At 58.8% G+C, this 14,150-nt stretch carries 15 protein-coding genes; 6 read left to right on the top strand and 9 right to left on the bottom strand.

Annotated features, from left to right (window positions below; genetic code table 11):
• Window positions 1-92: 92 nt before the first annotated feature.
• The 5 genes from mepA to BN4575_RS09105 are packed head-to-tail and all read right to left on the bottom strand — an operon-like array spanning window position 93 to window position 4,113.
• Window positions 93-830 carry a penicillin-insensitive murein endopeptidase gene (gene mepA, locus BN4575_RS09125; protein ID WP_068977949.1) on the bottom strand — a complete coding sequence of 246 codons (738 nt, stop codon included), beginning with the start codon at window positions 828-830 and terminating at the stop codon, window positions 93-95.
• Window positions 830-1,729, bottom strand: a complete 900-nt coding sequence (locus tag BN4575_RS09120; protein ID WP_068977948.1) for an amino acid ABC transporter permease — start codon at window positions 1,727-1,729, stop codon at window positions 830-832. Before BN4575_RS09120 ends, mepA begins: the two co-directional genes overlap by 1 nt.
• A complete protein-coding gene (locus tag BN4575_RS09115; RefSeq protein ID WP_068977947.1) occupies window positions 1,729-2,550 on the bottom strand; it encodes a transporter substrate-binding domain-containing protein in 822 nt (273 codons plus the stop codon). The genes BN4575_RS09120 and BN4575_RS09115 overlap by 1 nt, the downstream gene beginning before the upstream one ends.
• A 2-nt stretch (window positions 2,551-2,552) precedes the next feature.
• Window positions 2,553-3,350, bottom strand: coding sequence for an amino acid ABC transporter permease (locus tag BN4575_RS09110; protein ID WP_068977946.1), 798 nt, complete (start codon window positions 3,348-3,350; stop codon window positions 2,553-2,555).
• Window positions 3,343-4,113 carry an amino acid ABC transporter ATP-binding protein gene (locus tag BN4575_RS09105; protein WP_068977945.1) on the bottom strand — a complete coding sequence of 257 codons (771 nt, stop codon included), beginning with the start codon at window positions 4,111-4,113 and terminating at the stop codon, window positions 3,343-3,345. The genes BN4575_RS09110 and BN4575_RS09105 overlap by 8 nt, the downstream gene beginning before the upstream one ends.
• A gap of 106 nt (window positions 4,114-4,219) precedes the next feature.
• On the opposite strand from BN4575_RS09105, the gene BN4575_RS09100 reads away from it, so the two are divergent.
• Both BN4575_RS09100 and BN4575_RS09095 read left to right on the top strand, forming a co-directional pair.
• Window positions 4,220-4,762: a hypothetical protein gene (locus tag BN4575_RS09100; RefSeq protein WP_068977944.1), complete on the top strand. Its 543-nt coding sequence runs from the start codon at window positions 4,220-4,222 to the stop codon at window positions 4,760-4,762.
• Between the two features lie 216 nt (window positions 4,763-4,978).
• Window positions 4,979-5,260, top strand: a complete 282-nt coding sequence (locus BN4575_RS09095) for an RNA recognition motif domain-containing protein (RefSeq protein ID WP_005337180.1) — start codon at window positions 4,979-4,981, stop codon at window positions 5,258-5,260.
• A gap of 70 nt (window positions 5,261-5,330) precedes the next feature.
• On the opposite strand, the gene BN4575_RS09090 is transcribed toward BN4575_RS09095, so the two are convergent.
• Complete coding sequence (locus tag BN4575_RS09090; protein ID WP_068977973.1) at window positions 5,331-6,230, bottom strand: aldo/keto reductase; 900 nt, start codon at window positions 6,228-6,230, stop codon at window positions 5,331-5,333.
• A gap of 149 nt (window positions 6,231-6,379) precedes the next feature.
• Between BN4575_RS09090 and BN4575_RS09085 the strand changes: the two genes are divergently transcribed.
• The 3 genes from BN4575_RS09085 (at window position 6,380) to ltaE (ending at window position 8,708) form a co-directional block, all read left to right on the top strand.
• Window positions 6,380-6,787, top strand: coding sequence for a helix-turn-helix domain-containing protein (locus BN4575_RS09085; RefSeq protein ID WP_033137628.1), 408 nt, complete (start codon window positions 6,380-6,382; stop codon window positions 6,785-6,787).
• Between the two features lie 87 nt (window positions 6,788-6,874).
• Complete coding sequence (locus tag BN4575_RS09080; protein WP_068977943.1) at window positions 6,875-7,576, top strand: SDR family oxidoreductase; 702 nt, start codon at window positions 6,875-6,877, stop codon at window positions 7,574-7,576.
• Window positions 7,577-7,688: 112 nt separating this feature from the next.
• Complete coding sequence (gene ltaE, locus BN4575_RS09075; protein WP_068977942.1) at window positions 7,689-8,708, top strand: low-specificity L-threonine aldolase; 1,020 nt, start codon at window positions 7,689-7,691, stop codon at window positions 8,706-8,708.
• Between the two features lie 95 nt (window positions 8,709-8,803).
• Here ltaE and BN4575_RS09070 read toward each other — a convergent pair whose 3' ends face one another.
• The 3 genes from BN4575_RS09070 to BN4575_RS09060 are packed head-to-tail and all read right to left on the bottom strand — an operon-like array spanning window position 8,804 to window position 11,259.
• The gene (locus tag BN4575_RS09070) at window positions 8,804-9,235 is read right to left on the bottom strand and encodes a PAS domain-containing protein (RefSeq protein ID WP_033137631.1); all 432 of its coding nucleotides are present in this window, start codon (window positions 9,233-9,235) and stop codon (window positions 8,804-8,806) included.
• Between the two features lie 8 nt (window positions 9,236-9,243).
• Window positions 9,244-10,266: a response regulator gene (locus tag BN4575_RS09065; protein ID WP_068977941.1), complete on the bottom strand. Its 1,023-nt coding sequence runs from the start codon at window positions 10,264-10,266 to the stop codon at window positions 9,244-9,246.
• Window positions 10,267-10,320: 54 nt separating this feature from the next.
• A complete protein-coding gene (locus BN4575_RS09060) occupies window positions 10,321-11,259 on the bottom strand; it encodes a LysR family transcriptional regulator (RefSeq protein ID WP_068977940.1) in 939 nt (312 codons plus the stop codon).
• A gap of 848 nt (window positions 11,260-12,107) precedes the next feature.
• On the opposite strand from BN4575_RS09060, the gene BN4575_RS09055 reads away from it, so the two are divergent.
• Window positions 12,108-14,060, top strand: coding sequence for a putative bifunctional diguanylate cyclase/phosphodiesterase (locus tag BN4575_RS09055; protein WP_068977972.1), 1,953 nt, complete (start codon window positions 12,108-12,110; stop codon window positions 14,058-14,060).
• Window positions 14,061-14,150: the final 90 nt, after the last annotated feature.

Genomic DNA, 14,150 nt, shown 5'->3' with positions numbered 1-14,150 from the left:
TGTTGTTCTCCTTTGAAATGTCGAGCGGATAGAGCACTACCACTGGGTCGGCAATGCGCGACCAAATAGCGCACCACCATACCAGCTTGGAGTCAGTTGCCACAACGCGCAGGTAGTTCAGGTCGCTTGTTGATGCCGGAAACCTTGGGCAGTTGGGGTTTGTCTTTGAGCCAGGAGGTGAGCTCCTCGCCGCAGCCGTTGCCGGGCGGAATGGGGGCCTGGGGCTCGCAATCGGGGCTGCCAATCGGGCAGCGCAGTCGCACATGGAAGTGGCTGAAGTGGCCGACCCAGGGGCGCAGCTTGGCGACCCAGGGCTCATCGCCCGCTTGCTTGCAGACTTCGGCCTTGATCACCGGATTGACAAAAATGCGGGCCACATCGGGTTTGCTGGCGGCCAGCCGTAGCAGAGTGAGCTGCTGCGGGCCAAAGCGCCCCGGCAACATCTTGTAGCTGGGTTCGTCGATCAGCGCCCACTCCTTGGGAGCATCCTGCTCCCATTTGCTAATGGGGCGGTTGGCCATGCGAAACCAGATATCGGCATCGAGACCGGTCTGGTGGCTGCGATGGCCGGAAGTAAAGGGGCCGCCATGGGCCATCGCCAGATCGGCGATATAGAGATCCGGCAGCCCGGCCATGCGGGTCTGGTTGGCCAGCGTCTGCAGATAGTGGATAAGGTCGGGGTGGCCGTAGTAGCGCAGCCGCTTGGTGCGGATCACCTGATAACCGGGCCCTTCGAGGGGCAGGGATACGCCGTTTTTCAGGCAACCGGCGGCATAACCGCCGATGGCTTCCGCTTGCAATACGGTCGCCAGCAACAGGGACGTCAGCATCAGTGGGCTCCTTGTCTTGCTTCGAGTCGGCTCAGCAGCACGAACAGACTCAAACATATTAATAAATAGGCCGCCGCCACCAGTAGCCAGATCTCGTAGACCAGTCCGCTGGAGTTGGCCATTTCGGTGCCAACGAAGGTGAGCTCCTGCACCGAGATAAGCGAAACGATGGCGGTATCCTTCACCAGCGCAATGAGCTGACCGGTGAGGGGGGGCAACATCAGCAGCATGGCCTGCGGCAGGATCACATGGCGCAGCCGCACCCAGGGAGAGAGCCCGAGGCTCTGTGCCGCCTCCCACTGGCCACGGGGGATGGCGGCCAGCCCGGCGCGGACGATCTCGGCGACGAAGGCTGCGCTGATCATGCCAACGCAGAGGGTGCCTGAGATGAGGTTTTCCCAGCGGACAGGTGGGCCAAACAGCGCCTCTTGCCACGGGGAGAGCGATACGGTGCCGAGCCAGCGGGAGAGGCCGCTTGCAGGCAGCAGCTGGTTGGCGATAAAGAAGTAGAAGATGAAGATAAAGACCAGCGGCGGCAGATTGCGGATCAGCTGGATAAACAGGGTCGCGGGCATCACCAGCCAGGGGCGGCGGCTGAAGGCGGCTACCCCCAGTGCAGTGCCGAGCAGCAGCGCCAGCACCATGCCGAGCAGGGCGATGCGCAAGGTAGTGAGCAGACCGCTGAAAAAGTAGGGCAACTCGCCGTGAGGACCAGGGGTGAACAGCAGATCGAAGGCCTTATGCCAGCGCCACTGATAGGCCACCCCGATGTGCAAGCGGCTGGCCAGCCAGAGGCCAGCCAGCAGCAGGAACAGGGCGATCATCCCATCCAGCCAGTTGATGTGTCGAAATGGCTCCCGGACTATGCGCCGGATGCTCTGTTTGAGGGCCATCAGCATCAGGGATTGGCGACCTGCGCTTCCCACGCCAATGACTTGAACCAGTAGTCATGGCGCGCCTTGAGCCAGCCATCGGCCTGACGGGCGGCGATCCACTCGTTGAACTCTTCCGCTAACGCATCATCCCCTTTGCGCAGGGCAAAGCCTTCATCGCCTTGTGCCAACGGCTCGGCAAACGGCATAAAGAGGGCATCCGGGTGGCGCAGCGCCTCTTGCTCCGGTTTCGGGGAAGAGGAGAGGGCGCCGTGGGCGCGGCCGTTCAGCACCTCCTGAAATACCTGTGACTCGTCATCAAACTGGCGCAGGGTGGCCTTGGGGAAGTGCTCTTTTGCCACCTGTACTGGCGAGGCGCCACGACGTACCGCCAGGATCACCCCGCGCTGGTTGAAGTCCGCGATGGTTTTCTTCGCTTTGGCTTGTGTACTGGAGGCGGCCAGCTGCACCCCGGAGTGGGAGTAGGCCTGGGTGAAGCGCACGCTCTTCTCCCGCTCGGGGGTGATGGTGAGGCCGCCGATGATGACGTCATACTTTTTCGCCAGCAGGGAGGGGATGATGCCATCCCAGGCGGTAGGCACGAACTCTACCTGCCAGCCGTTATCTGTAGCGAGGCGACGGGCCACGTCAATCTCGAAACCGATCAGGGCCCCCTGCTTGTCGCGCATCGCCCAAGGGGCGAAGGTGGACATGCCGACCCGCAGGGTACCGCTCTGCTCGATCTGTGACAGGGTCGCTGATGTTTCTTCTGCCTGGACAGGGGTCGCCAAGGCGGCAGTAAACAGCAGGGCTGCGCCCGACAGGGCGGTCTTGAATGATAAATTCATGGTTAGCGTCCTTGTTGGTCCGGATTCAGGTGACGTGCCAGCGCCCGTGAACAGGCGGACAGCGTCAGGGTTAACAGCAAATAGAGGGCGGCCACGGTAAACCACACCTCAAAGGTCAGAAACGTATCGGCAACCAGAGTACGCCCTTCGTTGGTCAGATCGAAGATGGCGATCACACTCACCAGCGCCGAGTGTTTGATAAGCGACACCAGCTCGTTGGTGAGCGGCGGCAAGGTAATGCGCACCAGTTGGGGCAGGATCACCTTGCGCAGGGTGATAGCCCGCGACAAGCCAAGGGAGTGGGCTGCCTCCCACTGCCCTTTGGGAATGGCCTGCAGCCCTGCGCGCAACACTTCGGCGGTGAAGGCTCCCTGATAGAGGGAGAGGCTCAACACGGCGCAGGCAAGGGGGGCCAATCCCAGCATGGGGCCCAGCAAAAAATAGAGAATGTAGAGCTGCACCAGCTGGGGCGTGGTGCGCACCAGCGCCAGATAGGTGATGGCGAGCCAGGGACCGAGCCGGGAGGGGAGCAGCCGCAGGCTGACCACGCACACCCCGACCGCCAGAGTGCCCAACAGACTGAGCAGTGCCACCTGCAGGGTGACCAGCAGGCCGTTTAGCAGGGGGCCGGCATAAAAGGTTCCCTCGTCCCACTCGCCGAGAAAAGGTAGCACTCGCGGCCACTGCCACTCATAGCCCATCTGGCGAGCACCGCTATACAGCGCCCAGCCGAGCAGTGCAGAGAGCACCACAGTGCCTGACAGCCAGCCGAGTAGGTGGGGGCGTTTGAGCCTAGCCATGATAGCTGAGCACCTGTTCGAGGAAGGCTTGGGTGCGCGGGTGTTGCGGTGCGCTGAACAGCTGGGCGGGCGGGGCCGATTCAATGATCTTGCCTTCGTCCATAAAGAGCACTCGATCTGCCACCTGACGGGCAAAGCCCATCTCGTGGGTGACGCAGATCAGGGTCATTCCCTCGTCAGCCAGCTCGCGGATCACATCGAGCACTTCGCGGATCATCTCGGGATCGAGAGCAGAGGTGGGCTCGTCAAACAGCATCAGCTCGGGTTGCATGCAGAGGGAGCGGGCGATGGCGACCCGCTGCTGCTGACCGCCGGAGAGCTGGTGGGGGTACTTGTCGGCCTGTGCCTGAATGCGCACCCGCTCGAGCAGTCCGAGCGCCCGGGCCCTGGCCTCCTGGGGTCGCAACCCCAGGGTATGCACCGGCGCCACCATCAGGTTCTCCAGCACCGTCATATGGGGGAAGAGGTTGAACTGCTGAAACACCATGCCCACCCGACCTTGCAGGCGGCGCAGGTAGGCGGGGGTCACCGGCTCGCCAAACAGGCACAGCTGGCCGCCGTCGATCCCCTCCAGCCCGTTGATGGTGCGGATCAGCGTCGATTTACCCGAGCCTGACGGGCCACAGATAACCCACTTCTCTCCCCGTTCAATGGTGAGATCGATGTGATGAAGAGCCTGAAAGTCGCCATAGAATTTGTCGACGCCACAAAAGCGCACACAGGGTTGCGAGCTGGTCAAGAAGCGGGTTCCACTGAGAATCATTTACGCCATGGTATTGATTTTATAGGGGGATGACAAAGAAAACCCCCTTGTCAGTATCCTGATGCCTATTCACAATGGCGCCATTTAGTGATGACAGGAGCTTTTCATGCGTATTACATCCTTGCTTGCCGGTTCGCAGGTGCAGCTGTTAATGCCGCCAGCGGTGCGCTATCGCTGCGTCATTTTTCTGCTGTTGCTGGTGAGTTGGGGCGTGGTGGCGGCCTCCTTGTGGGATGGCTGGGGCGCCATGGGGCTGCTCAACTGGGTGGGCGTGGTGTTTGGTGGCATCACCGGGATCATGGTATCGCTGCCCCGCAGCTGGCAGCCCTGGCGACTGGCGGAGCTGGGCTGGGATGAACAGCATATCTATCTGCTCAATGGCAACAAGGATGAGGCGCTGGCACTGCCGCGCAGCCAGCTGGTGGCGCTCGAGCGGGAGCGGCGAGTGGGCCACGACGGCCAGTGGCTCGACTTCAGCCTTGATCTGCAGTTGAGTGAAGAGGAGCTGGCGGCGGCCATGGCCTTGCTGGATCTCAAGGCGGGGGAGCTGCATCTGGTGAGCCCGTCGGTCTATCGCTTCGGCTTTAAACGAGCCTGGCACGGTCGTCGGATGCTGGCGCGGCGATTGTCAGATCTGCAATCGGCCTGAATCGACTATTTTCTCGACAATTCCCGGCAAAGCTCAGATACTGCCAGTGACTCGAATTGATCTTGTCTGCACTGTTAACCCAAGAGATCAATCACTTGAAGACAGTGCAGTGAGGGCCACGGCATGACGCCATGGCAGGTCCGGCAGAGGGGTTGTGCCCTTACCGTTATGCCGGGAATTGCATAGAGAAGGCACCTTGAATCGAGAGTGGATGGCATGAAGATTTACGTAGGAAATCTGTCGTACCGGATGACGGCCGACGAACTGAAAACCCTGTTCAGCCAGTTTGGACAGGTCGACAAGGTTGATATCATCATCGACCGCGATACCGGCCAGTCAAAGGGGTTTGGTTTTATTGAAATGCCGGTCAATGGTGATGCCGAAAAGGCCATCGCTGGTCTGCATGGCACGGAAGTCGGTGGCCGTACCATCACCGTCAACCAGGCCAAACCGAAGACAGATGCTCCCCGTGGTCGCCCGCAACAGCGCCACCGCTAAGGTGCCTCGGCAATGAAAAACGGCATGGGTTTCCCCCATGCCGTTTTTGTTTCTGGATGTTTTGCTGTTATCAGGGAACGTCGTAACCGAGCGCCGCCTTGCGGATGCGGAACCACTGCTGGCGGTTGAGCTCGATGGATTCGGCAGCCACGGCGGCAGCAATCCGCTCCCGCTTGCCGGATCCAATCAATGGCAGCGGCTGGCTTGGCAGCATCATCACCCAGGCGTAGACCACCTGCTCGATAGTCTGGGCACCCACTTCGTGGCGGATCTGCTCCAGTTCGGCGCGCAGCGGCCCGTAGGCGTCATCGCTGAATAGTCGGCCGCCGCCGAGACATGACCAGGCCATCGGCTTGATGCCAAGCTGCTGGCACTGATCCAGAGTGCCATCGAGGGTTCCTTCCTGATGGAGCGGCGAGATCTCCAGCTGGTTGGTGACCAGCGGGAAGGGGAGGCGTGATTGCAGCAGCTCGAACTGACGGGCGGTGAAGTTGGATACCCCGGCGTGCTTGATCTTGCCCGCCTGTTGCAGGGTGATGAAGGCGTCGGCCACTTCATCGGCGTTCATCAGGGGATCCGGGCGGTGGATCAGCAGCAGGTCCAGATGGTCGGTGCCGAGCTTGCGCAGCGAGGCCTCGGCACTGGCGATGATATGGCCCTTGCCGGTGTTGTAGTGGTTGAGGGCATGCTCCGGCTTGGCGGTGAGGGCGATGCCGCACTTGCTGACGATCTCCATCCGCTCGCGCAGTGAGGGTTCGAGGCGCAGGGCGTGACCAAAGGCCTCTTCGCACTGATAGCCGCCGTAGATATCGGCGTGATCTATGGTGGTGACCCCCAGATCCAGATGATATTTCATCAGATCGAGCAGGGCGGCCGGGGAGAGCTGCCACTCCATCAGGCGCCAGTAACCCATGATGAGGCGAGAGAAGGTGGGGCCTTGCGGGTGCAGGGCGACACGGGATACAGACATGGTTGACTCCTTGACAAACGAGATGCGAAAACGATGTGCAACATAGATGACTGCGGGCATCTTGGCCTCATGTGGCTGGCAAAGCAATAATGGGCAGTGGCATGATTCGAACTTTGGTTCTGACCAGAGAGGCATAGGGAGAGAGATAGATGGAAGGATTTGCCGAGCGCTTGCAGAGCCTGATCGGGGAGATGAGCGTGAGTGCCTTTGCCCGCAAGGTGGGGCTCAGTGAAGCGCTGATCCGTAAATATTTGAAAGGGGCCGAGCCTGGCCTGGCGCGGGCCAACCAGATCGCCATGGGGGCAAACTGCTCGCTGGAGTGGCTGGCAACCGGCTGCGGTTATCTCTACCGTCAGGCGGAAGTGGTAGACAGGGAGGCGCTGGCGGCGGCGCAGCAACTGCTGGGCGAGCAGCAACCCGGGGTAGGGTTGCCCGATGAGGAGGCGCTGGTCACCCTGCTCGCCTATTACCAGTTTTTGCGTACCCACAAGAAAGCGGACGGTTTTCTCGATCTGGCGCTGGCGCGGGAGTTTGGTCGCCATCTGGGGGAAGCGTGACGAGGGGCATATTACCCTTTGGTCGTGTCACGGCCGGTTGATTATTCTGATACGCTCTAAGCAAGATAACTCTCCATGGAATGGGCGATGAGCTACTTGATCCTCGGAAGCGGTGCGCTGGGCTCGGCGCTGGCAAGAGAGCTGATGGCAAGGGGGGAATCCTTCCTGCTGGCCGGGCGCACCTATCCAAAAGGGATCGAGATGGGGGCCTTCTTCCCGCTGCAAGAGGTCGATGCGATCTCGTTCGATGCACTGTTTACCCTCTACGATACCGATCCGCTTCCCACTGTGGTCATCAACACCATCGGCGTGTTGCACGATGTCAGCTTTATGCCGGAACGGCGGGTCGAAGAGGTGCACCCCAAGTGGCTATGCGACAGCCTGCTGGCCAATGCTTGGCCAACGCTGGCGCTGGCTGCCCGCTTCAGCCGGTTGATGGGGAATGACCATCCGCTATGGCTCTGCGCCATCTCCGATCTGGCGGGCTCCATTACCGCCAATCAGGAGGGGGGGCGTTACAGTTACCGGATGAGCAAGGCGGCCCTCGATATGGGGGTGAAAACCCTGGCTCTTGAGTGGGCGCAGCGTTTCCCGCAGGCGGGGGTGGTGGCGGTGGCGCCCGGTTTGATGGACTCCCCGATGAACGCTCCCTTTCTGAGCGAGTTGCCTGCGGATCAATTGCAGGATCCTGCTCTGGTGGCGGCGAAACTGCTCAATCTCATCAAGGGGTTATCGTTGACTCAATCGGGCCAGCTACTGGATCTCAACGGTCAGCCGCTGCCCTGGTAAATCCCGCCTGCGGGTTCCCCGGACGCCTATTGGCTTCACATTCTGCTCATGCGCCCCTTGCCAAGCGAGGGGCGCATGGCTAACGTCACTCTCCTGTTTCAGGAGGGATCTCATGCGCTATATCGATTTACGAAGTGACACTGTCACCCAGCCTACTGATGCCATGCGTCAGGCCATGCTCCACGCCGAAGTTGGTGACGATGTCTATGGTGAAGATCCGGGCGTCAACGCGCTGGAGGCCCATGGGGCCAGATTGCTGGGTAAACAGGCTGCGCTGTTTGTGCCGTCCGGCACCATGTCCAACCTGCTGGCGGTGATGAGCCACTGTCAGCGTGGTGAGGGGGCCATACTGGGATCCGCCGCTCACATCTATCGCTATGAAGCGCAGGGGAGTGCCGTGCTGGGCTCCGTGGCCTTGCAACCCTTGCCGATGCAGCGTGACGGCACGCTGGCATTCGATGATATCAAGGCGGCGCTGGCCCCTGATGATGCCCACTTTGTCCAGACTCGCCTTATCTGCCTTGAGAATACCCACAACGGCAAGGTGCTGCCGCTCTCCTATCTGCAGGAGATGGGGGCATTCGTTGCCGAACGCGGCTTGAAGCTCCATCTCGATGGTGCCCGGCTGTTTAACGCAGCCGTGGCCAGCGAAACCCCGGTCGCGGTGATCGCCGCGCCGTTTGACAGCATCTCGATTTGCCTCTCCAAAGGGTTGGGGGCTCCGGTTGGTTCGCTGCTGGTGGGCAGTCACGACTTCATCGCCCGTGCGCGCCGTCTGCGCAAGATGTTGGGGGGCGGCATGCGTCAGGCGGGCATTCTGGCGCAAGCCGGTCTGTTTGCTCTCGAGCAGCATGTGACCCGTCTGGCCGATGATCACCGCCGTGCCAAACGGCTGGCCGAAGGGCTGGCGGCGCTGCCGGGCATCGAGCTTGATCTCTCGCTGGTGCAGAGCAATATGGTGTTCCTGCGGCTGTGTGAGGGGGAATCCGCCCCTCTGCTGGCCTTTATGAAGGAGCGGGGGATCCTCTTCTCCGGTTACGGCGAGCTGCGGTTAGTGACCCATTTGCAGATCAACGATGACGATATTGAAGAGGTGATCGACGCTTTCACCGAGTATCTCGGTGCGCGTTGAGACCGTTTGGTAATGCAGAAGCCTGTTTATACCAAAAGTGGTTTAAACCGAAACAACAGAGGGCGCCGTGGCGCCCTCTGTTGTTTGCAGCAAGCTTAAGCCTGCCGCTGGCCGCTCATCAGCATGGCCTCATCGGTGGCATCGTAGATCATCACCGCGATATGGGTCACCTGACCACCAAAATCGGCCAGTGGCACCAGAGTCAGGTTCTGGAACATGTGGGGGGCCGAGCCGGTAATGGGGCGGTAGTTGGAGAAACGCAGCAGGTAGGGTTTCTGCTCCCAGGTGCTGAAGGCGCGGTTGTTGAGCTTGAAGACCATGTTGGCCTTGCGCTCGAACCAAGCTTTGTCCACATCGGGGAACAGCTCGAACAGCACGCCGTCGCGCACTTCGCCAGCCAGTCGGCCGCTGTGGCTCTCCATAAAGCCGTTCCACACCTGTACCTTGTACTCCTTGTCGAGCACCACCAAGCCTACGTCCAGGTTCTGGACTATGTTCATCAGCCAATGAAATTCACGGATTTCCATAGTCACTCCTAGAGCATGTGCATGATTTTGTTGTTCATGGTGGCGATGGAATCTTCGGTAAACAGCAGCAGCAGATCACACTGCACCGCGTAATCCTGGATCCGGTAGTTGATCTCGATGGCGAGCGTACGGCGCCAGCGACTCTTGTTGGTGTTGATCAGTTCGTTGATGGATCTGTGCTGGCCAAGGACCACAGGATGCCCCTGACTGAAGGGGGTATCGAGCTGGTTGGCGTAGCCGCGCAGGAAGGCGCCGATCAGCACGTTGGCGGTATCCATCAGCAGTTCCAGTTCGGCGGTGCGATCCAGCGTCCCCTGATGGTTCATCAGCTTGGCCAAATCTTTGAAGCTGGAGTCATGGAACAGGATCAGCGCTTCGCCGGCGATCCCCGCCCCGATAAACCCCTGACAGACGGCGGAGAGGGTATCTGAATCCGCGGCCGCCGAGAGGGCCATGTGCAGTTCGGAGACCTCCAGCACGTTGACGTTGGGGATGGGCAGCACCACGAAGGCGTTGAGTAGACGAGCCAGCAAGTCGGCCGCCTGACCCATGGAGACGTTGGCCAGCTCCTGATAAACGTCACGAATCTCCGGGGTGATGATAACGCCCGCATCGGCTATCACGCCGCCGGGCAATTGCTCGGTGGCGCTCGGCTGGCCGCTCGGGGCTGCGCTCCAGAAACCATGTTGTTTGAGCAGGGCGAGCAGGGTGTCAGGGGCGGCAGGCTTCTTGATGAAATCGAGCGCCCCCAGCCCCATGACCCGCTGATAGGCTTCCGGCTGGATGTCGCCGGAGACCACGATCACCTTGTTGCGTAGCCCCTCCCGTTTGAGGGTCTCCAGCACGCCGTAACCATCCATCTCTGGCATGGTCAGATCGAGGAAGATGAGATCGCCATGACCCATCAGTACCTGTTCGATCCCTTCGAGACCATTGGCCGCGTAGTGCAAATCGACTTTCCAGTCGGCGGGGAGAGCCCGCGCCAGCTGTTTGCGGGCGAACCCGGAGTCATCACATATCAATACATTCATGGCGTTAGGCAGGCTCTGTTGGCAAGGATTGCTATAAGTGTGGCCCGCTAACGGTCAGATGCAATGGGTAAGGGTATCACCTTGTGAAAATTGGTTGTCCCATTGCCGATTGCGATAGCGCGCTGAGTATTTTTCAACAAATTCAACGAACATCTTAACACGCAACGGGGCAAACTGGTGTTGGCAACACAACATGTAAAAGGGGCGATTGCCGGTTTGCCAGTCAGTCAGTACCGGCACCAGCTGCTCGTCATGGAGGAAGCTGTTCAAATAGTGCAGGGGGGCATTGACGATCCCCAGATGACGCCTTGCCGCCCGCACCGCAGCCTGAGTTTGATTGACGGTCAGCTTGGCAGTGCGTTTGATGCAGACACTCTGGCCATCCTTGTCGGTCAACTGCCAGTGTTGGTGCGGCCAGCAGTAGATGAGATCGTGCTCTTCCAGCTGATTGGGGTGGGATGGAGTTCCTTTTTTGGTCAGATAGAGCGGCGAGGCAAACAGGCCGTATTCGATATGACCGAGACAGATTGCATTGGGCAGCGATTGGGGCAGCTCACCATTGAAGAACACCAGATCCCGATCATTGTCGAACAGGTGCTGGTGATCATTGGTCTGGGTGATATCGAACTGTACCTCGGGATAGTGCAGCCCGAATTCGGCCAGCATATCGATCAGGATGGTGTTGGAGAGCGCGATCGGCGCGGCTATCCGGATAAGCCCGGTGATGTCGGCTTCTTTGCCCTGGATCTCGCTGGTGGCCTGTTCGATTTGCGCGAGCGGCGTGCAGATCCGTTCGTAGTATCTGAGACCCTCATCAGTAAGCCGGATTTTGCGAGTAGAACGATGTAGCAGGGAGCAACCCAGTTGCTCTTCCAGCTGGGATATGCGTCGACTGATGGTGCCTGTTGGCATGCCCAGTGCGGCGGCAGCGTGGGAGAATCCCCCCTCTTGCACCACCTTGACGAACAGGTAGAACTCTTCGATGTGCTTCATAAACGCTGTTCTGGGTGTAACAAGGGGGCAACCATAAAAAGAGCGTCCAGGGTTGGCAAGCGTAATTCAGCGTTTAATTGATCTGGATTCGATTTCTGCTGATACCACTTTTGCCGTGACTCGTTAACTAAATGATTACATCTAGGTGGTAATATGGCACTCGTTACGTTTGCTGAGTGCGATATGGTCAACCGCAGAGTCTGTGGGCAAAGGGGATGTGACTCGGTTGTGTGATGCTGTCATTTTGGTATGGCAGTAGTGGCGTGCTGGGGGATCGCCGCCTCGGCCTCCGATAAAAATGAGATCACGATCACGTATTCACGTTTTCCCCCTGTTTTGCCGGAGAATGAATATGGTGTATTTCAGAATAATGATTAATGCATAAATATTGTCCGTACGGGTGTGTTTTTGTCTGTTTCTCCATCCACTTGGTTAATTAATGGATGTTTTGTGAAAGGAATGACGACTATTTTTGTCGCTGATTAAACTGTTAATAAAAAAGTCGCCGCAGCAAAACAGCAATTCGAGTTGAAAGGGCTCGACTGAGTATCTCTTAGTGCTTGTTTTTAATGGAGAAAAAAGTTAAAAATTGACAATGTAACGCACTTGAATTAGCGGTGAAAACTGGCATTTCCCTTCGCTCTATTGCTGGAAATGCCTTTTTGTTACTGATTTTTGAAGTCGTGTTGTCTGCTCTTGGCCATATTAAAAATGGTGGTCGAGCGGTGTTTGCTCCTTGCATTCGACCTCTGGCAGTTTGCTAGATTTCTCTCTTGGTTAGCCAGTGACCATCCAGCAGGAATGACCTTGATCTGATGAATACCCTTGACGAACGGTTACTGAAAACCATGGATGTGCTACATACCCCGATTTGGGTGTATGACATCGAGCATCATCATATTTTCTGGGCAAATCGTGCGGCTCTTCCCGTCTGGGAGGCCTCGTCCCTCGCGGAGCTCTGTGCCCGCGATTTTTCGGCTGATATGGCCACCGCCATCGATCTGTTGTTGCAGCGCTATCTGGGGGATTTCCAGCAGGGACGCAGTTACAACGAGTGGTGGACCCTCTCCCCAAAGGGGGTCAAGAAGCAGATTTATCTGCGCCTCTCCGGCATTCAGCTGGCTGGCCGTCTGATGATGATGACCGAGGCTGTGCTCGACTCCGATACCCTCTATCAGGAGTCCTCTCTGGCGACCGGCGATACCCTGGCCTGCCTGTTCGATAGCCACGGTGTGTTCGAGAGTGGCAACTATCACTTCGAGATGTGTTTTGGTCACCAGATCGCCAAACTCTCCCAGATCTTCTCTGGCAATGACGACAGTTTTTACCAGAAGCTCTCTCGCCTTGATGAGGTGGTGACGGAAGGGGAGTGCCGTACCCTCAAGGGGATGCGCTGGTTCCAGTATCAGTTCCGCTATATCCAGCAGGGAGCCCGCATTCTGCTCACCATGCGGGACATTACCGACCGCAAACTCGAGGAGCTGGAGCATCGCCACCTCGCCTGGCACGACTCCCTGACCGGTCTGCTCAACCGTTATGGTTTGATGAAATCCCTTGAGGCCTATTGCGGCCTGGGTGAGCGTTTCGCGCTGGTATTCATGGATTTGGACAACTTCAAGCTGGTCAACGACAACTACGGCCACAAGGCGGGAGATCGCCTGCTGGAGCGGGTCGCCGGTCGCCTCAAACAGATCTGCCCGCGGGATGTTGAGCTGGCTCGCCTCGGTGGCGATGAGTTCACCGCACTGGTGCCGCTGGGCAATCAGGGGGATCGGGCACAAGAGGTGGCCGATCAGATGCTCTCCCAGATGACCAAACCGCTGCAGCTGAGCGGGCTGCCGGAGGTGACCATCGGCGGCAGTATCGGTATCGCCATCTATCCCGATGATGCGGATGACGGGGACAACCTCATCACCCGTGCCGACATGGCCATGTATCAGGCCAAGCAGATGGGGCGGCTGCGCTGGCAGCGTTTCACCCCCAGCATGCAACAGACCCTGCAGCGCAAGCTCAATCTCAAACAGTTTCTGGCCAAGGCCATCGGCCGTCAGGAGCTGAGCCTCTGTTACCAGCCGCAGGTCGATGCCGCCAAACGGCGTCTGATCGGTTACGAGGCACTGCTGCGCTGGTACAACCCGGTGCTCGGCCATGTCTCGCCGGTGGAATTTATCCCGCTTGCCGAAGAGATGGGGCTGATCCGCGAGATCGGCAGCTGGGTGCTTTCCACTGCGCTGGCACAAGTCGCCAGCTGGCAGAAGCGCTTCCATCAGCGGGTGCAGGTCTCCGTCAACCTCTCCGGTTTCCAGCTATCGTCGGCGTTGCCCGGGCAAGTTCGCCAGCAGCTGGAGCTGCACGGGGTGGATGCCTCCCTGTTGACGCTGGAGCTGACCGAAACCGTGCTGATGCTCGATATGAAGGGGTGCCTCGGCATTCTCGACGATTTGAGCGAGCAGGGGATCAAGATTGCCATCGACGATTTCGGTACCGGCTACTCCTCGCTGGCCTATCTCAACCGGTTGCCGATCAATAACATCAAGCTGGATCGCTCCTTCGTGGTCGGTCTCAACTTGCCGGTGATCCGGGCGACTGCGGCCATGGCTACCAATCTGGGGTTGGGGATCATGGCGGAAGGGGTGGAGGAGCCTCACGAGCTGGCCGCCCTGCAGACCCAGGGGTGCCATGTGTTCCAGGGATATCTGTTCAGCAAGCCGCTTACAGTGGCGCAAGTCGAGGCGAGCGGTTTTGTGGTGGAGTGCCAGGTCGGGCGTTATCCACTGCTAGATGCCGTGATGGCAGAGTAACAAGTGTGCGTTAGGCCACAACTTGGGATTTTATTCCGCAATATTTAATCAAAATTAATCATTCTTTTGCGATCGGTCATGAGACGGATT

The sequence above is a fragment of the Aeromonas sp. EERV15 genome (assembly GCF_900079845.1).
Classification (GTDB): domain Bacteria; phylum Pseudomonadota; class Gammaproteobacteria; order Enterobacterales; family Aeromonadaceae; genus Aeromonas; species Aeromonas sobria.
This window is presented reverse-complemented; position numbering and strand designations above follow the sequence as displayed.